At 70.2% G+C, this 24,220-nt stretch carries 14 protein-coding genes and 1 pseudogene; 9 read left to right on the top strand and 6 right to left on the bottom strand.

Annotation, left to right across the window (positions count from 1 at the left end):
- Positions 1–123 precede the first annotated feature (123 nt).
- The 4 genes from C4U44_RS10725 to C4U44_RS10710 all read right to left on the bottom strand — a co-directional run bounded on the left by C4U44_RS10725 (position 124) and on the right by C4U44_RS10710 (position 3,416).
- Positions 124–1,092, bottom strand: coding sequence for a hypothetical protein (locus C4U44_RS10725; RefSeq protein ID WP_103885471.1), 969 nt, complete (start codon positions 1,090–1,092; stop codon positions 124–126).
- A 32-nt stretch (positions 1,093–1,124) separates the two neighbouring features.
- On the bottom strand, positions 1,125–1,985 hold the full coding sequence (locus C4U44_RS10720) for an ABC transporter permease (RefSeq protein ID WP_103885470.1): 861 nt from the start codon (positions 1,983–1,985) through the stop codon (positions 1,125–1,127).
- Complete coding sequence (locus C4U44_RS10715; RefSeq protein ID WP_103885469.1) at positions 1,982–2,944, bottom strand: ABC transporter ATP-binding protein; 963 nt, start codon at positions 2,942–2,944, stop codon at positions 1,982–1,984. Before C4U44_RS10715 ends, C4U44_RS10720 begins: the two co-directional genes overlap by 4 nt.
- Before the next feature lie 109 nt (positions 2,945–3,053).
- Positions 3,054–3,416, bottom strand: a complete 363-nt coding sequence (locus C4U44_RS10710) for a hypothetical protein (protein WP_103885468.1) — start codon at positions 3,414–3,416, stop codon at positions 3,054–3,056.
- Positions 3,417–3,774: 358 nt separating this feature from the next.
- On the opposite strand from C4U44_RS10710, the gene C4U44_RS10705 reads away from it, so the two are divergent.
- From C4U44_RS10705 to C4U44_RS10675, 7 genes are all read left to right on the top strand, one after another.
- Positions 3,775–6,048 (top strand): TOMM precursor leader peptide-binding protein, encoded by a 2,274-nt coding sequence (locus C4U44_RS10705; RefSeq protein ID WP_146088236.1) that lies wholly within the window; start codon positions 3,775–3,777, stop codon positions 6,046–6,048.
- 190 nt (positions 6,049–6,238) lie between these two features.
- Positions 6,239–7,723 (top strand): SagB family peptide dehydrogenase, encoded by a 1,485-nt coding sequence (locus tag C4U44_RS10700; protein WP_103885466.1) that lies wholly within the window; start codon positions 6,239–6,241, stop codon positions 7,721–7,723.
- Positions 7,707–8,522, top strand: a complete 816-nt coding sequence (locus C4U44_RS10695; protein WP_103885465.1) for an HlyD family efflux transporter periplasmic adaptor subunit — start codon at positions 7,707–7,709, stop codon at positions 8,520–8,522. The genes C4U44_RS10700 and C4U44_RS10695 overlap by 17 nt, the downstream gene beginning before the upstream one ends.
- Entirely contained in the window at positions 8,519–10,891 is a 2,373-nt protein-coding gene (locus C4U44_RS10690) for an NHLP family bacteriocin export ABC transporter peptidase/permease/ATPase subunit (protein WP_103885464.1), read from the top strand. The genes C4U44_RS10695 and C4U44_RS10690 overlap by 4 nt, the downstream gene beginning before the upstream one ends.
- Positions 10,892–10,895: 4 nt before the next feature.
- Positions 10,896–14,027, top strand: coding sequence for an NHLP bacteriocin export ABC transporter permease/ATPase subunit (locus C4U44_RS10685; RefSeq protein ID WP_103885463.1), 3,132 nt, complete (start codon positions 10,896–10,898; stop codon positions 14,025–14,027).
- Between the two features lie 167 nt (positions 14,028–14,194).
- The gene (locus tag C4U44_RS10680; protein ID WP_103885462.1) at positions 14,195–15,580 is read left to right on the top strand and encodes a cytochrome P450; all 1,386 of its coding nucleotides are present in this window, start codon (positions 14,195–14,197) and stop codon (positions 15,578–15,580) included.
- Complete coding sequence (locus C4U44_RS10675; protein ID WP_103885461.1) at positions 15,573–16,406, top strand: methyltransferase domain-containing protein; 834 nt, start codon at positions 15,573–15,575, stop codon at positions 16,404–16,406. Before C4U44_RS10680 ends, C4U44_RS10675 begins: the two co-directional genes overlap by 8 nt.
- Before the next feature lie 87 nt (positions 16,407–16,493).
- On the opposite strand, the gene C4U44_RS10670 is transcribed toward C4U44_RS10675, so the two are convergent.
- Complete coding sequence (locus C4U44_RS10670) at positions 16,494–19,295, bottom strand: ATP-binding protein (RefSeq protein ID WP_235032014.1); 2,802 nt, start codon at positions 19,293–19,295, stop codon at positions 16,494–16,496.
- Between the two features lie 508 nt (positions 19,296–19,803).
- Positions 19,804–21,612, bottom strand: coding sequence for a MinD/ParA family ATP-binding protein (locus C4U44_RS10665; protein ID WP_235031970.1), 1,809 nt, complete (start codon positions 21,610–21,612; stop codon positions 19,804–19,806).
- Between the two features lie 937 nt (positions 21,613–22,549).
- Between C4U44_RS10665 and C4U44_RS41090 the strand changes: the two genes are divergently transcribed.
- Both C4U44_RS41090 and C4U44_RS10660 read left to right on the top strand, forming a co-directional pair.
- Positions 22,550–22,744: a hypothetical protein gene (locus C4U44_RS41090; RefSeq protein WP_146088235.1), complete on the top strand. Its 195-nt coding sequence runs from the start codon at positions 22,550–22,552 to the stop codon at positions 22,742–22,744.
- A gap of 160 nt (positions 22,745–22,904) precedes the next feature.
- Positions 22,905–24,179: pseudogene (locus C4U44_RS10660) on the top strand (tyrosine-type recombinase/integrase); the annotation flags it as partial.
- Positions 24,180–24,220: the final 41 nt, after the last annotated feature.

Below are 24,220 nucleotides of genomic sequence, written 5' to 3'. Positions count from 1 at the left end.
GATCTCCTTCTTGATCACTACCGGCGTCGCAGTCGACGTCCGGAACATCCCCGCCGGTGAGGCCGGGACGATCCCTGCCGGGAAGGCCGGGAGTTCTGGGGTACGGGCCGCAGGAACGGGGACCTATCCGTCGACAGACAGCAGATAGTCGCTGAAGCCGAGGAGTTGGACCCCGGGGCCCGGTGTGGAGGCGGGCGGGATGACGCTGAGGTACACCTCGAGCCGGTCGATCACGTACTGCGAGGAGTGCGCGCCCTGGGGGCTGCCCGCCATGGCCGCCTCCGGGCTGCCGGGGTCGAGGGCGACCTCGCCCGAGGAGGAGGTCATGGTGTCCTGCACTTTGACCGCGCTGAACGCCAGCACCCCTCCGTCCCGGGTGCGCAGCATGTAGGACGGGTAGTCGTGCGACAGCAGGACGCGGTTCAGCACGCCGCCCCGGGACTTCAACTCCTGTGAGATCGCGTTGAAGTTGCCGGCGAGATCGACGGTGAGCGCCTGGCTCGGAGCCAGTGGCACGTCGGCGTCCTTGTGGCCCCGCGCGAAGTCGTTGTACGCGGCGGCCAGTTCGCCGGGCGGTGCCAGCAGGCCCTTGCTGCTGGTGACTTCCGGCGCGCCGTCGGAGCTGTCCTCTTCCAGCGTCGGCGGCCCGGTGGTGGTGTCAGTGGCCAAGGGGTAGTAGGCGACGCGGTACTTCGCCGACGGCTTGTCCTGGACGAACAGCGTGTACACCGGCTCCGGGGTGACCCGGTCGGACTGGAGCATGGGGGCGATCGCCAGGAAGTAGTGCGGGTAGCTCGTGACGCGCGGGAAGACGAACCGTGGCGTGACGAAGCTTCGGTCCGTCACCGGTATCTTCTGCGCCTTCGCGACCGTCAGGCCGGCCTTGCTCGCCACGGAAGCCGGCGGCTCCTCGATGGTGGACAGCTTGTTGACGTTCCCGACGGTGATCGCGTTGCTGGTCGCCGAGTACTGCTCCAGCAACTTGGTCGCCAGGGGCACGCCGACCGGCGGGGGCGGCGCGGGAGGAGTGGTGGCCTTGGGAGTGGACGAGCCGCTGCCGCATCCGGCGACGAGCACCGCGAGACCTGCCACGGCCGTCCACGTTCTTATCCTGCCGAGCGCGTTCATTTCTTGGCACGCCCCCACTTGAAGGTCGCCAGGCAGAGCAGGAGCCCGGCCAGGCACCACCCGCCGAGCACCAGGGCCGTACGCCCGTGCTCCCAGCTGCCGGCCGCCTCGGACTGCTGGAAGGAGTCGGACAGGAACGCCGACCGCAGCCCCTGGGCCATCCATTTGAGCGGGAAGCATCCCGCGATCACCTGCATGAAGCCCGGGAGGGAGGTGAACACGAAGAACACGCCCGAGATCAGCTGCAGCCCGAGATAGGGCAGTTGCACCACCGGTGCGGCGGCACGCGCGTTGGGTGCCACCCGGCTGTAGGCGATGCCGAGGAAGGAGCAGGCGACGATGCCGAGGACGACCACCCACACGAAGGTGAACCAGCGTGCCCCGGTGTCCGGAAGATGCAGGCCGAACAGGCCCACGCCGACGGCCAGCAGCACCACGGTCTCGAGCACCCCGGTGACGAATGCCTGGGCGACCTTGCCCAGGAAGTACGACACCGGCGACATGGGCGTCGCGGCCAGCCGGCGCAGGGTGCCGTCGTCGCGCTCGACCGCGATGGCGACCGCGAGGCTGGAGAAGGTGGTGCTCATGATGCCGGAGGCGATGATTCCGGCGATCAGCACCTGCTTCATGGGGGTGTGGGTGCCGGGGGCGTTGCCGGAGTAGATGGCGCCGAAGATCAGCAGCAGCACGAGCGGCAGGGCGAAGGTGAAGACCACCGCCTGCCGGTTGCGGAAGTAGCTCCTCAGCTCGATGCCGGCGCGGGCCGCCGCCACCCTGCCGATCGAAGGCGCCCACCGCTCGGGCGTGCGGGACTCGGACCGGTACTCCAGGGCCGTGGTTTCCGTTCCACCGGTCATGCGACGTGCTCCAGTTCGGGTTCGGACGCCGGGGTCGCGGCGTCGGCCGCGATCATCCGGAGGTAGACGTCCTCCAGCGTGGGCCTGGTGACCGTCAGTCCCGGCAGGTCGAAACTGCCCAGCCGGGCGGACCACTCGAGCAGGACACGCAAGGTGGCGGCCGGTGCCGCGGTGCCGATCCGGACCTGGCCCTCCGCCCGTCCGAGCGAGGCGCCGACCTGTTGGACGGTCGGCAGTTCGGCCCCGCGCAGGGGGCCTTCCGCCTGGAACTCGATGACGGCCTCACCGTGGGCGCGCCCGCCGATGTCCGCGGGTGCGCCCTGTTCGGCGACCTTTCCGCGCAGCAGGATCGCGACCCGGTCGCAGAGCACCTCGACCTCGTCGAGGTAGTGGGTGGTGAGCATCACCGTGGTGCCGTCCGCCGCCAGCGCCCGGATCAGGTCCCAGGTGCCGCGCCGGGCCTGCGGGTCCAGGCCCGTGGTGGGTTCGTCGAGGAAGACCAGTTCGGGGCGTCCGACGATGCCGAGCGCGATGTCCAGGCGGCGGCGCTGACCACCGGAGAGCCGGCTGGTGCGTTCGTTCGCCTTCCCGCCGAGTCCGGTCCGCTCGATCACGCTGCCGACCGGCAAGGGGTCGGGGTACAGGGAGGCGAAGTGCGAGACGACCTCCTTGACGGTGAGCTGGTCGAACGAGCCCATGTCCTGGGGGACGATGCCGATACGGGCGCGCCACCGCGACCCCGCACCCGCGGGATCCTCGCCGAGGACGCTGACCGACCCCGCGCTGCGGCTGCTGAAGCCCGTGAGGATCTCCTGCGTGGTGGTCTTTCCCGCACCGTTCGGGCCGAGCAGGGCGAAGATCTCACCGCGTCCCACGTGGAGGTCGACCCCGTGCAGCACGGGTACGGCTCCGTAGGACTTGCGTAGTCCGGACACTCCGATCACTTCCGGTCCGGGCATGGGTATCACCTCGAGGTTCCGCGGGTCTGCTCTGGCGTGTGCTGTGCGCGATCGAAGGACGAAGGTGAAGGGCGCCGCGACTCCACCGGTCGCCGCGACGCCCTCCCCGTCAGGTGCAGGTGCAGCAGGGGCAGCAGCAGCAGCAGTAGGTGTTGTCGCCGCCGGAGACCGCTTCCAGGTCGGCCTCCGACAGTTCGCGGTCCTCGATCTGGGGCGAGGCGGGGACCCTCAGCTCGTACACCCCGCTCTTCGCGCCGGCACCCCAGAGCGCGACCTGAGCCTCCAGGTCGGGATCGCCGCCGACATCCCGGACCACGTGCACCGCGGCATTCGCGGGCAGTTCCAGACCCTGCTCGGCCAGCGCGGTACGCGGGTCCGCCTGCAGCCGCGACACGTAGTCCTCGTTCGACCATGCAGCCGTCAGCACCTTGGTGTAGGCGCTGACAAATGCCGACCTTTCCCTGGGCTCCATGAGCCCCCCTTACTTGTCGATTTTGGCATCAAGCCAGCTTCGAGTTGATGCGGAAATCATCCAGAGCCGACCACCCGCAAGTCAACTGCGCTCTTTGCATTTCGATCCGATTCTTTTTACAGCCGCCCCCGCACCTGCAGAACCTGCCACCTCGTACGGTTCCCGCAGCTCAGAGTGGTCTTAAGGAGGGGACCCGTACGGCTAGGAGGCGACCCCCCTACAGATAAGAAGGCACCCCCGACGGGGGGAAGTCGAGAGCACCGAAAAGATAGCCGGCGGTCACCTTGACTTCCTTGCTCTACCCATCCCAGCGGGTATTAAAGTGTTCGACCAAGTCAAATAATTTTTGGAGGTCGCGGTGGATCTGCCCCGCTTCAAGGCACATCTTGTCCCGCAGGTCGTCGGCTCGGATCGGGTCTTTCTCGTGTCGGAGGAAGGCCACTACCTGGTCCAGGGAAAGGCGGTGGCCGATGTCGTGCCTTTCCTGGACGGAACCCACACGATCGCCGAGATAGCCCAGAAGCTCTCCGACCGATTCACGCTGGGTGAAGTCGTCTTCGCCGTGAGCAAGTACCAGCGGTTCAACCACCTCGCGGAGGGTCCGGTCGGGACCGACCGCGCCGCGGTGGCCGTCTGGGAGTCCCGGGGCGTGGACGCCGCCGAGGCCGCCCGGCGACTGGACGAGGCCCAGGTGGAGATCACCTCGGTGGGCGCGGTGGACGAGGCGGAGGTGGTGTCCGCGCTGCGGACCACCGGCATCAAGGTGCGGCCGGTCACCGCCGCCAAGGCCGGCGCCGCCGCTCCGACCATGGTCGTCGTGCTCGCCGACGACTACTGCAACCCCGAACTCGAAGCCGTGGACGCCCGCCTGCGCGAAGCCGGCATCCCCTGGATGCTGGCCAAGCCCAACGGCGCCGACATCTGGACCGGCCCGTACATGGTGCCCGAGGTCACCGGATGCTGGCGCTGCCTGGCCCAACGCCTCGACGGCAACCGGCAGGTGGAGGCGTACCTCAAGCGCAAGCGGGGCGACAACGCTCCGCTCCTCACCTCGCTGGCGGCCTCTCCCTGGTCGGTGGGGCTCTCGGCGCAGCTGGTCGCCAGCGCCGTGGCCGGCATCATCGGGGCCGAGGCGTCCGACCACCAGGGTGTCCTGGTCTCGGTGCACGTCCCGACCATGCGCACCGAGCGCCACCAGCTGATCCGGCAGCCGCAGTGTCCCGGCTGCGGTGACCCCGCGGTCCTGCACATCGACCCGCGGATCGAACCGGTCGAGCAGACCGTGCGGTTCAGCGCGGACGGCGGGCACCGGACGATGCGCCCCGACGACACCTACAAGCGGCTGGAGAAGCACATCAGCCGGCTGACCGGCGCGGTCAGCTCGCTGCGGCTGCTCAACGACGTCGACAACGGTGTCACCTACAGCTACTCGGCCGGCCACAACTTCGCGATGCCCGGCGACAACCTGGCCATGCTGCGCCGCAACCTGCGCGGCCAGAGCGGCGGCAAGGGCCGCAGCGACATCCAGGCGCGCGTCAGCGGCGTGTGCGAGGCCATCGAGCGGTACTCGGGCGTGTGGCGCGGTGACCGCCGCACCCGCCGTGCCAGCTTCGACGCGCTCGGTCCGGACCTGGCGGTGCACGCCAACGACCTGCTGCAGTACTCCGAGGCGCAGTACACCGGCCGGGAGGTGTGGAACCACACCGGCGCGGGCCGGCTGCACATCGTGCCCGACCCGTTCGACACCAGCCGCGAGATCGAGTGGACGTCGGCGTGGTCGCTGACCCACGACCGGGAGCGCCTGGTGCCGGCGGGATACGCCTGGTTCGGCCACCCCGACCTGGTGGACAACTTCTACTGCTTCAGCGACGGCAACGGCAACGCCGCCGGCAACACCCTGGAGGAGGCGATCCTCCAGGCGTTCTACGAGATCGCCGAGCGCGACGCGGTCGCCCTGTGGTGGTACAACCGGGTGCTGCGACCCGGCTTCGACCTCGACAGCCTGCGCGAGCCGTACATCGACACCCTGCGCGACTTCTACACCGGCATGAACCGCAGCCTGGAGGTGGTGGACATCACCACCGACCTCGGCATCCCCACCTTCGCCGCGGTCTCGCGCCGGACCGACCACCCGGTGGAGGACGTGCTCCTGGGCTTCGGTTCGCACTTCGACGTGCGGATCGCCGTCCTGCGGGCCCTGACCGAGGTCAACCAGTTCCTTCCGGCGGTGATCAACCGCAACGCGGACGGTTCCACCGACTACTGGGAGGACGACCCCGACACGCTCGCGTGGCTGAAGCAGGTGACGGTCGCCCAGGACCCGTGGGTCGCTCCGGCCGCCGACCTCGCCACCACGTCGGCCAGTACCTACGCCGGCCTGTTCTCCGGCGACCTGGCCAAGGACATCCGCAACGGTGTCGAGCGGGTCGAGAAGGCGGGCCACGAAGTGATCGTCCTCGACCAGAGCCTGCCCGACCTGGAGTTGAAGGTCGCCAAGGTCATGGTCCCGGGCATGCGCCACTTCTGGCGCCGGCTGGCTCCGGGCCGACTCTACGACGTGCCGGTGAAGCTGGGCTGGCTGTCCGAGGCGACCGCCGAGGACCAGATGAACCCCCGCAGCGTCTTCTTCTGATCGGTCGGGTCCGTCGGTCCGTCGGTCCGTCGGTCCGTCGGTCCGTCGATCCGTCGATCCCTCGGTCCTGATCCGTTGATCCGTCTCTCATGCCGTCGTCCCGAGCGGGCTCCCGCCGGGGTGGCGGCCTGAACGTCATGGCCTTGCCCAGTAACAGGGCTTTCCCCACCGCAGTCTCCCTGGAGATGACATGACTGGTCCCGACGCCTCCGGCGTCATCAGCAACCACCCACCCGCACCGGTGCGGGTCGGTGAACTCCTGCGGCTCCACCCGGGCGCTCGGGTCGTCCCCGTCCCCAGCGGCGCGACCCAGATCTTCATCGGGCAGCGCGGCACCTCGCTGGGTGCCCTGTCGCCGGGACTGGCGGCGGCCGTCGAACTGCTCGGCACCAAGCCGGTCAGCAGCGACGAGCTGCTGGACGTCGTCCGGAGCCACGAGGGCGAGCTCGGCATGCTCAAGACGCCCAAGCTGCTCCAGCGGCTGCGCGCGGGCGGCTGGCTGGCGGTCACCCTGGAGGCCGCGGGGGAGCCGCTGTTGACGTTCCGGCCGCTCGGCCCCGCCGTCCCGCCCGCTCTCAAGCACGACGGTGACCCGGCCGAGCTGCGGATGTCCCGCTTCGCCGTCCTGCGCGCCGAGAGCGCCGGCATGGTGCTGGAGTCGCCGCTGGCGCACGTCGCCGTCGAACTGCACGATCCCGCGCTCGCCGGGCTGCTGGCCTCGCTGCCCACGCAGCAGGCTTCCCCCGACACCGAGGGTGCGCGGACCCGCCTGCTTGACCAGCCGGAAGTGGTCTCCGGGCTGCTGAGCGCGCTGGCCCGGCACGGCTTCCTGGTGCCGCGGAGCGGTGCCGCCGAGGAGGACTTCCGCTTCGCCCAGTGGTCGCCGCACGAGCTGTGGTTCCACAGCCGGACCCGCGTCGGACGCCACGACCTTCCGTACGGCGGCACGTACTGGGCCAAGGGCACCGCCGAGCCGCTGCCCGCGGTCCGGCCGTCCTTCGAAGGCGTCTCGGTGGAACTGCCCCGGGTGGACCTGGAGGCGTTGCGCGCGAGCGACCGGACCCTCACCGAGGTACTGGAGGACCGGCACTCGCTGCGGGTGCACGACAGCGCCTCGCCCCTCACCGCCGCGCAGTTGGGCGAGTTCCTGTACCGGAGCGCACGCAACCGGGCCCAGTACGACGACGGTTCCCAGCAACTCGGCGACCGCCCCTATCCGTCCGGCGGCCGGGCGTACGAGCTGGAGATCTATCCGCTGATCGACCAGGTGGACGGTGTGGCACCGGGCCTGTACCACTACGACCCCGAGGGGCACCGGCTGGAACTGGTCGCCGAGCCCGGGCCGGCACTGACCCGCCTCACCGAGATGTCCCGCGCGACCGCGCAGATGTCCGCCGCCCCGCAGGTGACCCTGCTGGTCACGGCGCGCTTCGGGCGGGTGATGTGGAAGTACTCCACGATGGGTTACGCCCTGGTGCTCAAGCACGTGGGGGTGCTGTACCAGGTGATGTACAGCGTCGCCACCGCGATGGGGCTCGCGGGCTGCGGGCTCGGCGGCGGCGACTCCGACGCCTTCGCCGCCGCTTCCGGGGTGCCCTGGGAGAGCGAGTCCACCGTCGGCGAGTTCCTGCTCGGCAGCCGCGGAGAGGAGGGCGGCAGTGGAGTTCCGGCGTAAGGCACTGGAGAACCTGCGCGCACCCGACGACCTGGACAGCCCCGTGCGCCTGGCCCGGCCGCGGGCCTGGGCGGTGCTGGCACTCGTGGCGGTGCTCATCGCGGGCGGCCTGGTGTGGTCCTTCAACGGCGACCTGGCCCGCAACGTGAACGTGCCGGGCATCCTCACGCATCCGCTGGGGGTGTCCAAGGTCGAGAGTCCGCAGAGCGGGCTGGTGTCCGACGTCTTCGCCCAGACCGGGAACCCGGTGACCAAGGGCGCTCCGGTGCTGTCGCTGGTCGACGCGCACGGTGCCACCCAGATCGTCCGGGCCCCCTTCTCCGGCCGGACGATCGCCCTGCTGGTCGACAACGGGCAGTACGTCAACGCGGGCGCGACGTTCATGACGGTGGAGCGCACCGACGACAAGAACGACCGGCTGGTGGCCGTGCTGTTCGCCCCCGCCGACAAGGCGGGCCAGCTGCAGATCGGCGACGACGTGGACATGGACGTGTCGTCGGCCCCCGCGCAGGCGTTCGGCCTGATGCGCGGCCACGTCACCGCGGTGGACGCCTTCCCGCAGACCGAGCAGCAGGTGCTGGACTTCCTGGGCGGAAACCAGCTGCTGTCCACGCAACTCCTGGACAAGGGCGGACCGGTCCGCATCACCGTCGACCTGGACACCGACTCCAAGGTCACCAGCGGCTACCGCTGGACCTCCAATTCGGGCCCCCCGTTCCGGATCAACTCGTGGACCCAGGTCACCGGTTACGGACGCCTGCCCGGTGAGCGTCCCATCGATTGGCTGCTGCCGAAATGACGACTCAATCCACGCCCCCCCTGCCCGCACCCGGCCGGAAGGCCGACTCGAAGGCGGCGGCCGGACCGCCGTCCCGCGGCCGCGGACGCCGGCGCGATCGCAGCGAGCGCGCCCGGAACCGGATGCGCGTCAAGACCCCCACCGTGATCCAGCTGGAGGCGGTCGAATGCGGCGCCGCCTCACTGAGCATGGTGCTGGGCTTCTTCGGGCGCTTCGTCCAGCTGGAGGAGCTGCGCACTGCCTGCGGCGTCTCCCGTGACGGCGCCAAGGCCGTCAACCTGCTCCGCGCGGCCAGGAGTTACGGCCTGCTCGCCAGCGGCCGGCAGATGGAGGTGGAGAAGCTCAAGAAGCTGCGGCCGCCGACGATCCTGTTCTGGAACTTCAACCACTTCGTGGTCTACGAGGGCATGGGCACGCGGCTCGGCCGGCCGGTGGTCCACCTCAACGACCCGGCCTCCGGCAAGCGCACGGTCACCATGGAGGAGTTCGACAAGAGCTTCACCGGCGTCGTCCTGACCTTCGAGCGCGGGCCCGACTTCAAGCGCGGCGGACGCCCCCCGCGCATATCCACCGACCTCTACTCCCGCTACCGCCGCAACGGCGGGGCGCTGATGCTCGCGCTCCTCGCCAGCATCCTGCTGATCATCCCCGGCGTGGCGGTTCCCGCGTTCACGCGGGCCTTCATCGACCGGGTGCTGACCAACGGCGACCACTCCTTCATCACCCCGCTGATCGGCGCGATGGCCGTGGCCTCGGTGCTGACCGTGGTGCTGACCCTGCTCCAACAGACGCATCTGCTGCGGGTGGAGTCGTCGACGGCGATCCGAAGTTCCGCCCGGGTCGTACGGCACCTGCTACGCCTACCCGTGGTCTTCTTCACCCAGCGCAACCCGGCGGAGATCTCCCAACGGGTCGCCTCCAACGACAGGATCGCCGAGATCCTGTCCCGGGACGTGGCGACCGCAGCGGTCAGCGCGCTGCTGGTGGTCTTCTACGCGATCCTGTTGTGGACCTACGACGTCCAACTGACCCTGATCGGCGTCGGTGTGGCCCTGCTGAACATCGTGGTGCTGCGCCTGGTGGCCCGGCTCCGCAGCGACGCGGTGTCCAAACTCCGGGCCGACCGTGCGCGGTTGACCGCGGCGTCGTTCAACGGCCTGCAGCTCATCGAGACGATGAAGGCGTCGGGTTCCGAGAACGACTACTTCGGGCGCTGGGCGGGCTTCCAGGCCAAGGTGGCGTCAGGGTCGCAGGTCCTGGGCACTCCCACCGCGCTGCTCGCCGTCGTACCGCCGTTCCTGGCGGCGGTGGACAGCGGCTGCATCCTGCTGATCGGCGGGCACAAGGCGATCGACGGGCAGATCTCCATCGGTCTCCTGGTCGCCTTCCAGACGCTGGTCACGAACTTCACCCGCCCCGTCTCCCAGTTGAGCAACCTGGGGCCGCGGGTGCAGGACGTGGCCGCCGACATCAACCGGCTCAAGGACATCGAACGGTTCCCGCTGGCCTCCGACTTCACCAACAAGGTGCTCGACGCCGCCCCGGCCGGCGGAGCAGGCCAGGCACCGGTGCCGCAGGATCCGCAGGGGCAGTACGGGCAACACGGCGCAGGCCAACCCGCACCGCGCAAGTCCTCCCGCCGGCCCACCAGCGTGGCCAGCGTGAAGATGATCGATGTCACCTTCGGCTACAGCCCGTTGGGGGATCCGCTGCTGCGCGACTTCGACCTGACCGTGCTGCCCGGCCAGCGGGTGGCGCTGGTGGGCGGCTCGGGCAGCGGAAAGTCCACGGTGAGCCGGCTCATCGCCGGCCTGTACGAGCCGCGGTCCGGTCAGATCCTCTTCGACGGCCGGGAACGCCGGACCTACACCCGCGACACCCTCGGCAACTCGGTGGCCTTCGTCGACCAGGACATCTTCCTCTTCGAGGGAACCGTCCGGGAGAACGTCACCCTGTGGGACACCTCCATCCCCGACGAGCGGATCGTCGCGGCCCTGCGCGACGCGGCCGTCTACGACGTCGTGGCCTCCCGGCCCGGCACCCTCAACAGCCTTGTCTCCGAGGGCGGCACCAACTTCTCGGGCGGTCAGCGGCAACGTCTGGAGATCGCCCGCGCACTGGTGCGCGGGCCCAGCGTCATGGTGCTCGACGAGGCCACGAGCGCCCTCGACGCGGAGACCGAGAAACGCATCGACGACAACCTCCGCCGGCTCGGCTGCGCTTGCGTGATCATCGCCCACCGGCTGTCGACGATCCGGGACAGCGACGAGATCCTCGTGCTCGATCACGGCCGGGTCGTGCAGCGCGGCACGCACCACGCCCTTGCCAAGGCAGAAGGACTGTACGCCGACCTGATCCGGGAGCAGTGACGCAGTGACCACATCCCACTTCTCGATCAAGTACGGCCCTGACGCGATGGATCTGCCCGAACTCGCGGCCGTCCTCACCCCTCGGACCGATGGCGTCTTCGCGCTGGCCGACCCCGGGCGCATCTGGTTCGTCACCGAGGGCATGCTCGACCTCTTCGCCGCCAGCGAGGAGGAGGGCGGGCGCTGGACCTTCCTGTGCCGGGTCGGGACCGGCAGCGTGCTGTGCGGCGCCCGGCTGGACGGCCCGACCCTGGTCGGCAAACCGCTGCCCGGGGGCGCCGTGCAGTCCTGCATGCTGGGCGAGGCGCTCGACGTCGCACTCCCCCGGGTCGGATACGGTGCCGGTGAGCCGACGAGCCGGCTGGCGAAGCAACTGGCGGACGGACTGGACGCCGGGTTCGTCGCACTGGCCGACGCCGTGCGGACCGAGCTGCCGCCGCGGGAGTTCGTCCCGCTGGAAACGGACAGCGCCAGCGGGTCGCGACGCGCCCTGCTGCCGCCCGGGGCCATGGCACGCTCGGTCGACGGTGTGGTGTGGATCGAGGTGATCCGCGGTTCCGTCGCACTGGCGCTGACCGACTTCGACGAGACCGACGGGTCCGCCCGGCCCGCCGCTCCCCCGGCACCGCCCGCACCGCCCGCACAGCCCGCGCCGCCCGCACCGCCCGCTCGGCCCGCACCGCCCGCCCATGACCCGTTCGCCACCATAGGCTGGCCCGGCCGGGGCGTCACCAAGCGGTTCCTGGTCACCGAGTCGGACTGGGTGCGTTCCGCGGACGGCGCGACGGTGGGCGTCCTGCGTACCCCGGAGGTCATGGTCGATCCGGGCTTCGCCGAAGAGGTGCTGTCCCAGCAGCGCCTCCTCATGCGCCGGTTGACCGATCGGATGCACAGCCGACGGTCCACGGCCCGCCGCGAGATGAACCAGCGGCGGAAACTGGACGCCGAGACGCTCCAGCGTTCCTCGCAGGCTCTGGCATCGGTGCTCGACCCGTTCCGGCTGTCGGGGAGCGGCGATTTCGACCCGGCCGACCAGGACGCCTACCTGGCGGTGGCCCGCGTCGTCGGGCACGCCTCGGGTGTCGAGGTCACCCGGACCTCCACGTCGGAGGCGTCGGACGCCCGGCTGGGCGCCGTGGAGCGGATCGCGGTGTCCTCGCGCTTCCGCACCCGCGAGGTCCGCCTGGACGGCGACTGGTGGCGAACGGACCTGGGCCCGCTCTTCGCCCACCTCGGTTCGGATGCGACCGAGGGGCCCGGGGGGCCGTCGGACATCAACGTCAGCAAGCGCACCCCGGTGGCGCTGATCTGGCACCGTGGCCGGTACCAGGTCCGGGAGCCGGGCGGCAGGACCACGAGGGTCGGCCGCTCCTACGCCGCCCGGTTGGAGCCGATCGCGTGGATGTTCTACCCGCCGCTGCCGGACGAGCCCCTGGACCGGCGCGCGCTGATCCGTTTCGGGCTGCGCGGCAGCGCCCGGGACGCGGCGGTGATGATCGGGCTCGGGCTGGCCGCGGCACTGCTCGGCCTGCTGGTCCCGGTGCTCACCGGTAAGGTGCTCGGCGTCCTGGTGCCCCATGCCGACCGGGGGCCCCTGACGCAGGTGTGCGTGGTCCTGTTCGCCGCGGCCCTGCTCTCGGCGGTCCTGTCGGCGGTGCAGAACCTGTCGCTGCTGCGGCTGGAGGGACGGTTCGAGGCGCGGGCCCAAGCCGCGGTGTGGGACCGGCTGTTGCGGCTTCCCACCTCGTTCTTCAACAAGGTCTCCACCGGAGAGCTGAGCAACTCCGCGATGGGCATCAGCACCATCCGGGACGTGCTGTCCGGCATCACCACCCAAGTGGTGCTGGGCTGCCTGATGTTCATCACCAACATGAGCCTGCTGTTCTTCTACAGCGTCCCGCTCGCCCTGATGGCGCTGGCCCTGGCACTCGGCGGCGGCCTGATCTGCCTGATCGTGGGGATCAAGCAGATCAGGTGGCAGAAGCTGCTGACCGAGCACGACCACAAGCTGGCCGGCATCCTCTTCCAGATGCTCGGCGGTCTGTCCAAGCTGCGCGTCGCCGTGGCGGAGGACCGGGCGTTCTCCCACTGGGCACTGGGATTCGCCGGCTCACGGCGGCTGTCGTCCCGCGCCCGCCGCTTGCAGAACGTGGTCACGATCTTCAACTCCGGCTATCTGCTGGTGTGTACGTTGCTGCTGTTCGCGCTCGTCGGCGGTCCGGCCAGTCACCAGCTGTCCACCAGCGCGTTCCTGACCTTCAACAGCGCCTACGGCATGATGCTGGCGGCCTGCATCCAGATCACCGGGAGCGTCACCATGGCGTCGGCCGTGGGACCGCTCTTCGACGGCCTGCAGCCGGTGATCTCCGAGGTGCCGGAGGTGTCGTCCGCCAAGGAGTCGCCCGGCGACCTCTACGGCGAGATCGAGGTCAGCAACGTCAGTTTCCGCTACCACGACGACCAGCCGCCGGTGCTGCACGATGTCAGCTTCCAGGCCAGGCCCGGTGAGTTCGTCGCCATCGTCGGGCCGACGGGGTGCGGGAAGTCGACGCTGCTGCGGCTGCTGATCGGTTTCGACGAGCCCACCACCGGAGCTGTCCTCTACGACGGCATGGACCTGTCGTCGCTCGACGTGACGGCCGTCCGCCGGCAGTGCGGCGTCGTGCTGCAGAACGGGCAGCTGTTCGCCGGCAGCATCCTGTCCAACATCTGCGGCATGGGCAACTACTCGCTCGACGAGGCATGGGAGGCCGCCGAGATGGCCGGCCTCGACGAGGATCTCGGACGGATGCCGATGGGCATGCACACCGTCCTGTCCGAAGGGGCGACGACGCTGTCGGCCGGCCAGCGGCAGCGGCTCATGATCGCCCGTGCGTTGATCGGCCGGCCCCGCATCCTCTTCTTCGACGAGGCCACCAGCGCGCTGGACAACCGCACGCAGGAGATCGTCACCCAGAGCATGCGGCGGCTGAACGCGAGCCGCATCGTGATCGCCCACCGGCTGTCGACGGTGATGCGGGCCGACCGGGTGCTGGTGCTGGACGCCGGCCGGCTCGTGCAGTCCGGCAGCCCGGACGAACTGCTGCAGGACAAGGACGGCATGTTCTACCGCCTCGTCCAGCGGCAGATGTCCTGACCTGCTGCCATCTGCGGCCTGCCCGGTCCCGCCGGCACGGCCCGCGGCGCCGCCAGCGCCGGCATGCGGCCCCCGAGCCGTCGTGCCGGCGCCCGGCACCGCCGGTGCCGTGGCCGGCCGTGCCGGGCGCCTTCTCCCCGACCTGCCCGTTCCGAAGGAGACTTGTCATGCCCCGCCCCTCCACGTCCGGCGTCATCCCGGCAGCCGGCTCCGACGATCGCCCGCCAGGACCGGCCGAGGACCTGGAGCTTGCCGGCATCCGTGCGGACCCGCTCATCTTTCTGCAGGACCTGGTCGGCGAGTACGGCGACCTGTGCAGCCATCGCACCCGCGGCCAGAACGTGTGGTTCGCCAATACGCCCGAACTCGTCCAGCACATTCTCAAGGACAACTACACCAACTACACCAAGGCCGGCACGCCGGACGACTTCATGCTGACCCCGCTGCTCGGGAAGGGGCTGCTCACCAGCAACGGCGCGCAGTGGGAACGCCAGCGGCGGCTGTCCGCGCCGTCCTTCCGGCGGGTGGCCGTCGAGTCGTTCGACGGCCTGATGGTCGAGGCGGCCGACGACCTGGCCACCGCCTGGGGCGAGGCGGCCGACCGGGGCGAGGCCGTGCGCGTGGACCACGACTTCACGGCGCTGACCCTGCGGGTGGTGGCCTCCGCGCTGCTCGGCTCCGAACTGACGGCGGCCGGCCGCGGGTTCGGGCAGGCTGTCGACGACATCAACCGGTTCATCGGCCACTTCGACGGGACCCCGCCCCAGGACGCGGACTTCCGGGCCCGGCTCCGGGCGTACACGGGCGCGAAGGGCTTCCTGGACCGGGTGGTCCGCACCATGATCGGGGCCCGGCGGCTGACCGGCTCCGACGGGCATCACGGGGACCTGCTGGACGCGATGCTGGGCGCCCGGGACGAGCACGCCAACGCCTTCTCCGACCAGGAGTTGCACGACCAGGTCCTGACCATGGTGATGGCCGGTCACGAGACGACCGCCAAGGCCCTCAGCTGGACGCTCCACCTGCTCGACCGGCATCCCGAGCACGCGGCGCGGGTCCGGGAGGAGATCGACCGGGTCGTGGGGACGCGGCTGCCGACCGCCGCGGACCTGTCCGGACTCGTCTACACCAGGCAGTGCCTCGACGAGGCCATCCGCCTGTTCCCGCCCGTATGGCTGATCTCCCGGCTCGCGGTGGACGACGACATGCTCGGCGGGTTCCGTATCCCCGCCGGCACGCTGGTGTGCGTCAGCCCCTGGACGCTGCACCGGCATCCGGACCACTGGGAGGCGCCGGAGGAGTACCGGCCGGAGCGGTTCGAGCCCGAGCAGCAGCATGCCCGCGCCGGCCACGCGTACCTGCCGTTCGGCGGTGGACCCCGGGTCTGCATCGGGCAGGCGTTCGCCACGACCGAGGCGATGCTCGTGCTGACGGTCGTCCTGCAACGGCTCCGGCTGACCCAGGCACCCGGCACCACGGTCGTCCCCGAGGCGCTGGTGACCTTGCGGCCGCGTGACGGCCTGCTGATGACGGTGGAGCGGCGCCATGGATGACGCGGCACAGCAGGCGGGACCGGCCGCTCGCAGCTACCGTCCCGAAGAGGAACTGGGCGGCTTCGAGCAGGAGGTCGCGCGGTTGGACCACCAGGCCGCGCTGACCTGGGCCCACGAGTGGCGCATCCTGCGGCCCCTGGCGCCTTCCGGCGGCGGGGCGGTGCTGGATGCGGGCTGCGGAAACGGCGCGGTGACCGCGGAGTTGAGTGCCGCGCTGCCGGGAACCCGGATCGTCGGCCTGGACGCGCACCCCGGACTCCTGGAGCGGGCGGGTGCCCGCGGGACGGGCGGACCGGAACCGGAGCTGCTCCTGGGCGACGTCGGCGACACCCCGTTCGCGGACGAGACGTTCGACCTGGTGCTCTCCCGGTACGTCTTCCAGCACCTGCCCGAGCCGATCGGCGTCGCGCGGGAACTGCGCCGGGTCCTGCGCCCCGGCGGGCACCTTGCCGTGATCGACGTCGATGCCGGACTGTGGGGGACGGCGGAGCCCGATCTGTCCGGCTTCTCGGAAGAGGCGTACCGCGCCCTCGGCGCGACGCAGTCCGCGGACGGCGGGGACCGGCTGATCGCCCGGCGGCTGCCCCGCATCCTCAGGGACGCCGGTTTCACGGACGTGACCGTGCAGCCGTTCGCCTACACCAGCGACGAAGTGGGGCTCGCCGCCCTGGCGCCGCAGCTCTCCCCCGAGCGGCTGCTGCCGCTGGTCGAGCGGGGCACGCTCAGCCTGACCGCGTACCTCCGGGCGATGACCGCCTGGCAGAACTTCGTGGCGCGGGACGGCTTCGTCCTGCTGCTGGGGTTCGCCGTGGTCGGACGGCGGTAGGCCCGGGGCGGCCGGAAAGGGCCCGGCGGGCGCGAGCCGGTCGGGCCCGGACGGTGCGGTCCGGCCATGCCCGCGAACCGCATACCGTCAGGACGTGACGCGCTTGTTCCCGCTCCCGGCGCAGTCGACGCCGAGGGCCTCGGCCAGGGCGGTCCGTCCCCGTATGGACAATTTGCCGTAGACGCGGGTGAGATGGACCTCGACGGTGCGCGGGGTGATGTGCAGCAGGTCGGCGATGCCCTTGTTGGTCCGCCCCCGGGCGGCGTGCATGGCGACGCGGTGCTCGGTCGGCGTCAGGGCCGGCACTCCGGACGCCGGGGTGCGGCGAAGCCGTCCCCCCGCCGCGAGCAGCGATTTGCGCGCCTCGGTGGTGAGCCAGTTCGCCCCCGACTCCTCGGCGAGCAGCATCCCCCGGTGCAGCGCTCGCCTGGCCTGCGCGAGAGAGCCGTTGTCCCCGTACGCCTGGCCCGCCGCGACGAGCGAGAGCGCCAACTGGAGCCGGGCGTCGGTCTGTTCGAGCAGGTCCACGGACTCGGCGAAGGCGCGCTCCGACACCGCACCCGAACTCACCTCCCCCAGCGAGCGCAAGGACCGGCCGATCACCGCGGGATCGCCCCAGCGGCGCGCCAGTTCGACCTCCGCCTCCACGAGCTCGCGAGCCTCCTTGTCGTTGCCGAGCCGTTTCCACGCCCGCGCGGCGAGGCTGCGCCAGTCGCTCAGGGCGGGGTTGACGATCCCCAGTGCGTCCAGCCGGTGCCCGCACTCCATCAGGTCCGCGAGTGCGCCCCGCAGGTCACCCAGGTGCAGGCGGAACATCCCCCGGACGCCCAGGCTGCTCGCGGGCAGGTCGTGAAGTCCTTGCAGGAGGCCGACGGCCCCCGCGTAGTTGCCGATCGCCCCGCGCGCCCTGGCGACCTCGGTCACCGCGACGGCACGGCAGCTCTTCACCTCGTGATGCTCGGTGGTGAGCGCCAGCGCCCGCTCGGCCTCGGCGAGCGCCATCGGAAGGTCGCCCATCAGCAACGCGATCTTCGCGCGCTGGCAGAGGGCGATCACCCGCGGGAAGAGCGCGTCCGTGTCCAGCGCTCCGGTCAGCATGTGATCGGCCCAGCGCTGTGCTTCCCGCAGATGGCCCGCCCACGTCAGTACGGTGATACATCGCAGCAACAGCACCATCGAAGCGCTGCCGGACGGCCGCTCGCCCGCCAGCGCCCGGTGCACCAGCTCCAACGGGACGTCGTAGGGCTCGGATCTGCACGCGAGATCGCCGGCGATGGAGGCGAGCAACTCCCGCTCGCCGGGGGTGACACCGAGGTTGTCGCTCAGGGTGGGACCACCGAGCGCCTCCAGTGCCGCCGCCCTGCCCTCGGCGGGGACCGTGTGGGTCAGGGACTGCACGCTCAGGCACAGTTCGGAGTCACCGAGCTCGGCGAACGCCTTGTGGTCGACATGGGCGAGTACGGTCCGGGGCGGGCGCAGCGCCGACTCGGCACTGCCCTGCCGCAGGACCCGCGCGTGGGCACGTTCCACGATCGCCCCCGCCTGGAGCGCGGGATCCGAGAACAGCCGTGCGGCCTCGTCGAGATGGCGGTCGGCGGCCGCGGGCGCGAAGAGCGCCTCGGCGCGGCCCAGCAGCCAGAGCACCTCCGCGCGCTCCTCGTCCGGAATCCTGTCCCGGAGCACGCGCCGCGCGTACTTGGCGCACGTCTTGGGGTCGCCGGTCTTCAGGGCGTCGTCGGCCGCTTCCTTCAGGACGCCGCAGGCCCACGCGTCGTCGGCCATGTCGGCCTGGAGCAGGTGCTCGGCGACCTGCGCCAGCGGGGCCCCCAGATCGCTCAGCCGCCGGGCGGTCCGCATGTGCAGGGAGCGCCGCGCATCGGCCGACATGTCACGGTGGATCAGGCTCCGCAGCTCCGCGCTGCTGAAGCGGTACCGGCCGGGGACGCCCGTCTCGCGAAAGATCTCCACCGGGGTGAGCTCCGCTATGAGCCCGCCGATCGCGTCCCCGTAGAGGTTCAGCATGTCCGCGATCACCGCGCAGTCGCCTTCTTCGCCGAGCACCGTCGCGACCTCGGCGACCTCCCGGAGGTGGACGGGCTGGCGCAGCAGCCGGTCGGCAGCGGCCTCGGCCTCTATGCGTACACCGCAGTGCCGTACCAGATCGACCTGCGACGCCCGAGGGGGCACGAATTCGGCGGTCAGGGACGCCAATAGCCGGTCCAGGCGGGAAGGGCGTCCGCGGGAGGTCTCGGCGCAGACCCGCACGAACTCGTCGTCGCACCCCTGCCCGGGATAGGCGGCCTCGACCACCTCGCGCACGCTGTGGGACGAGAGCGGGCTGAGGGTGAGGGTGAAGCACTGGTCGCGCTTGGATATGTCGTCGGTCAGCTTGCGGTCGACCGGGGTCTCGTCGGTCCGGTAGGCCAGGACCAGCAGGACCGGCAGATTGCTCAAGTGACGTACCAGATAGCCGAACCAGCGCAGGGTGGTCTCGTCCATCCACTGGATGTGATCGATGACGATGACCAGGGGCTGCCGGCGTGCGCCTCGCGCGAAGACTCCCCGCAGGGCTTCGAAGAGCTGATGGTCGATCGGGCCGGCGCCTTCGAGCACGCCGTGCAGGAACTCCTCGTCCTCGGTGGCCCGGTCCTTGTTGGCGACCTCAAGTGCGGCGGCCACGAGCTGCCGAACAACCCCGAGCTCGCTGTGCGCGTCCGAAGGGGAACAGGAAGTGCTCAGTACCATGCTGCCCAAGCGCCGTACCCGTTCGGCTAATTCGCCGAGGAACGCGGAACATCGCATGCCCGAGACGGACCTGACCAGCACGGTGTTGCCCTTGCCCGCCCTGGCACTGCGCGCACGGGTCAGGAGGTCGGAGAGTTCCGACACACGTTCAGGCTGCACGGCGCCTCCTCACCTCAAACCCTGTTGCTCCGTACGCGATGGGGGGACCGGCCGCGATGTTCTTCACTCCGGAAGTACGGACGGCTGCGACGGCGAGTTCACACCATGTGGCCGTCATGCGGAACGTGTTGCCGGTCCACAGGAGAGAGGCGTCGTCAGCCAGGATGTTTTCGCGAACACGGTGCAGGGTCTCGATCTTCCAATGGTCACGGACGAGTTCGGCGGGCTGAAGCGGGTGGCCTGCACGCCGTCAGGACGGGTCCCTCACCATAGGTTGTCATGATGACGGTCCGGCTGTCCCATGGCTACGCGCTCAAGAACCACGCAAAATCTCCTTGATTTGATCACGAAGTGATCGTTTCCGGTGATGCCGGGGGGAGCGCGACTTCGCCCACCGCCCGCCCGGCAAGTGGAAGATCTCCGGACGGGCGAGAAGCCGCCCCCCGTGCCGTCCGCACGGGGGCGACCTCTCACCGGGTTCGGCGATGGGCGGCTACTGCTGAGAGGGCGGGTAGCCGTAGCCCTGTTGCGGGTTGGGCGGCGGATACTGCCCGGGATATCCCGGCTGGCCGGGCTGGCCGGGCTGACCGGATTCCGGGCCGGGGTAGCCGGGCTGCCCCGGCATCGGCGGCGCCTGCGCGGGCGGTGGGTTGGTGCCGTGTTGTGTCCACAGCCCCTGTGCCTGCTGGGCGCGGATGAAGTCCTCGGCGACCATGGCGGAGAGGTTGAAGTACGCCTCGCGGGTCTTGGGCCGCATCATGTCGAGGTCGACCTCGGCGCCTGCTGCCAGGTGCTCGTCGAACGGCACGACCAGCACGCCGCGGCAGCGGGTCTGGAAGTGCGCGACGATGTCGTCCACCTTGATCATCTTGCCGGTCTCGCGGACCCCGGAGATGACGGTGATACTGCGCGCGACCAGTTCGGCATAGCCGTGTGCGGAGAGCCAGTCGAGGGTGGTGCTGGCGCTGGACGCGCCGTCCACGGACGGTGTGGAGACGATGATGAGCTGGTCGGCCAGGTCCAGTACGCCGCGCATGGCGCTGTAGAGCAGGCCGGTGCCGGAGTCGGTGAGGATCACCGGGTACTGGCGGCCCAGCACGTCGATGGCACGCCGGTAGTCCTCGTCGTTGAACGCCGTCGAGACCGCCGGGTCCACGTCGTTGGCGATGATCTCCAGACCCGACGGCGCCTGCGAGGTGAACCGCCGGATGTCCATGTAGCTGTTGAGGTACGGGATCGCCTGCACCAGATCGCGGATGGTCGCACCCGTCTCCCGCCGCACGCGCCGACCGAGCGTGCCCGCGTCGGGGTTGGCGTCGATCGCCAGGATCTTGTCCTGCCGCTCACCCGCGAGCGTGGCACCCAGCGCGGTGGTGGTCGTCGTCTTGCCGACACCGCCCTTGAGGCTGATGACCGCGATCCGGTAGCAGGAGAGCACCGGGGTACGGATCAGCTCCAACTTCCGCTGCCGCTCCGCCTCCTCCTTCTTGCCGCCGAGCTTGAACCGGGACGGCTGCGCGTTCGCGCCGGGCTTCTTCGGCCTCGGCTGATTGCGCAGCAACCGGTCCGAACTCAGCTCCACCGCCGCCGTGTGACCGAGCGGCGCACCCCCTTGCGCGGTGCGTTGACGCTGGTCGGGCGTCACGGTCGGCCAGCCACCGTCCCGGGGATCCAGGGGAGGACCGAACCCCTGCGGGGCTGCGGGCTGCTCGGTCCGCGGGTCGCCGGGCGTGGCAGCCGGCTGCGGGGTGGGCGTCGGTGATTGCGGGGGGCCGGAAGGTGCGGGTGTCGCGGGCGCGTGGGCAGCGGGCATTGCGGGAGCGGCGGGCGCAGCGGGCGGGCCGGGCGCCACCTGAGCCGCCTGCGGGCCGGGCGGCGTTGAAGCCACGGGAGCCGCGGGCCGGTCCGACTGCGGGAACCCGTACCCGCTCTGCGCGGGCAGCGACTGCGGCGCTTCCGCGGTCCCGTACTGCGGCTGCTGGTCAGGGGGTAAACCCGCACCGCCCCGAAGGAGGGGATGGCGCAGAACCTGCGTGCGCGGCTCCTCCTCTTCCTCTTCCTGCTGCGACTGCTGCTCCTGCGGTGCGGCCGCGGGCACTGACGGCGCCGCCCCGGACGTCCCGGGCCCGGGCGCCGCGTCCTCGGGCTCCTCGCTGTCCGGCTCGGCGGTGTCCGGCGCGCTCACCATGTACCAGGTGGGCAGCCGCGATCTGATCGTCAACTCGCTGGTGCGATCGGACTCTGACAGGTCGTCGACAGGGCCGCCCCCGCCTGCCCGGTTGTAGTCCCGATCGCTGCTCACGCTGCCTCCTGGTCTGCTGTTCTCAAGCGCCCCGCACCTTTTCGAACGGTCCGTCGCCGCCCCTGCCCCGTTCAGGGGAAGCCTAGGCAACCGATCGTGAACATCACAGGCCCGAGCATCGCCGTTTGTGTTATAGCGGACGATCATGCGGGAGGGAAGCGCCCTACGGCGGCTGCAAAGTCTTGATCGTTGGGGGGTCTACGCAGGTCGGGTGGGTTGCTGGGGGGATGCGGACGACGACCGTGACCATGAACGTATGTGACGACGGGCAAGATCAGGTGGTCGTGCAGGCCACGATAGCCGGGTAGAGGTGGACGAGAGCCTTCGGGGCGTTGAACTCCGCGTTCTCCGGGTGCTTTCCGCCGTGCGGTGCGCGGCCACGGGGTACGGGGTACGGGGTACGGGGTACGGGTGGACCCGACTCCGTCAGCGCACCGCCGCCGGCCGGCCGTCCCCGGTCCGGGCCGGGACCGGCACGAACCGCGCCGCACTCTCTTACCGGCAGTCGACACAGCCCACGCTGAGCGGGTCCACGCGGGCACGGCCGGGTGCGGCAAGACCGCGCTCGCGTAGACCGTCTTCGACGAAGCCGTCCGGCCCCGCCGTAAAAGGTGGCCGACGGACAGGAGGCTTCCTCAGCGATGCGATCAGTTGATCGGCCCGCGGGCGTCCCCATAGGCATCGCTGACATAGACCCTGGCGGAGTGACCCGGGCCGTCGTAGTACCAGCCACGCGCGATGGTCCCCGGGGTGACGATGAATTCGCTCTCGATCGTGTGAGATTGCGGATGATCTCGGCTTTGCAGCCAATAGCGTTACCATCGGTCACCCAACGGATGCAGTCATGCTTCGGTGATCCCCCAACTCGATCTGCTCGGACCATCGTGCAGCCTTCGAGGCCGTCCTACGGGGGGAGGTCGCACGGTCCACAGGATGGGTGGCGCGCATCACCGGACTCGATCCGAAGTACGAAGTCAAGCGCACATTCCTCGACCGCGGGCGACAGAAGGCGTGGGTGCGCTACAAGCTCACCGAGCGAGGATTGCACGAGTACAGGGTCATCGGCGAGGACGAAGCGGCGGGCCTCAATCGTGATCGACGGGACGTTAGGTCGCAGGCTCCGGTCTCTTGATCGCTCCCAGGCACTGTCCACGCACGAATGAAGGATGGCGCCTGAGCTCCGAGGTGACTGCATCAGCCACCCGACACGGAAGCACTCTTGCGCCGGGCGATGTGGGCGCCCCGGTCCTGCAGTTGATGTCGGCCGCGGCGGGACAGGCCGACGCACACACGAAACACGTCGGCCGATAGACGTTGGCGCAGAACCTCGTCGGCCGGATCACCGTGGGCGAGTGGCTGGACCAGTGGCTCGCCGCCAAGCGCATACGCAAGTCGGGGATCAGCCGGTACGAGACCGACATCCGCATCCACCTCAAGCCGCGCATCGGGCATCTCCGTCTCGACCGGCTCCGTGTCAGCCACCTCAGCGACATGTTCACCGCCATCGCCGACGGCAACGCCGAGGTCCTGGAGCAGAACGCCCAGCGGAAAGCTGCGGTAGCCGAACTGGCCACCGTTCCGTGGAAAGGAGCCGAGCATCGTGCACGCCGCAAAGCGATGAAGGAAGCGATCGACGCCATGCCGGCGATTCGGCGGGTGACTGGTCCGACGACGGGGCTACACGTCAAGGCCACTCTGCGGGCGGCGCTCAACGACGCCATCAGCCAGCAGATCATCACCTTCAACCCGGCCGCCCACGTCGAGATCGACCCCGTACGCAAGCCCAAGGCCCTTGTGTGGACGGACGAGCGGGTCGAGAAGTGGCGCGGGAGCGGCGAAAAGCCGTCCCCCGTCATGGTCTGGACGCCCCAGCAGACCGGCGCGTTCCTGGACTCCGTCGCCGAGGACCGGCTGTACGCGATGTGGCACCTCATCGCGTTCCGCGGGCTGCGGCGAGGCGAGGCGTGCGGTCAGCCCTGGTCGGAGACCAACCTCGACGCGCACCCCCTCACCGTCTCCGCCCAACTCGTCCAGGACGGCTGGCAGGTCGAGACTTCGGAGCCCAAGACGGACAGCGGGTTCCGCGTGATCGCCCTGGACGACGACACCGTGGAAGTGCTGAAAGGGCACCGCGAGCGGCAGGAAGCTGACCGCGAGGAGTGGGCATAGGCCTGGGTAGACACGGGCCTCGTCTTCACACAGGAGGACGGCTCCTGGCTGCACCCCGGCAAGGTCACCGACCTGTTCGAGCGGCTCGTCGCCGCCTCCGGTCTGCCGCCGATCCGGCTGCACGACCTCCGCCACGGCGCGGCCACGCTCATACTCGTCGCCGGCGTCGACGTGAAGGTCGTCTCCGACACCCTCGGGCACAGCGACACCCGGATCACGCGAGACATCTACCAGAGCGTCCTCCTGAGGTCGGCAAGCGCGCAGCCGAAGCCACCGCCAAGCTCGTCCCCCTCCAGCGCAAGACCGAGGCCGAGCAGGCCCGGAAGGCCGCGAAGAAGGCCAAGGAAGCACAGGCCCGGGCCATGAAGAAGGACAAGCGCAAGAAGCCCAAGAAGTAGGTCCACGGGCGACTTCTCTCAAGTAGTCAATCTCAGGGCGC

Origin of the sequence: Actinacidiphila yanglinensis, from assembly GCF_900107965.1 — a bacterium.
Taxonomy (GTDB): domain Bacteria; phylum Actinomycetota; class Actinomycetes; order Streptomycetales; family Streptomycetaceae; genus Actinacidiphila; species Actinacidiphila yanglinensis.
The sequence above is the reverse complement of the archived record's forward strand: the minus strand, read 5'-3'. Positions and strand labels throughout refer to the sequence as shown.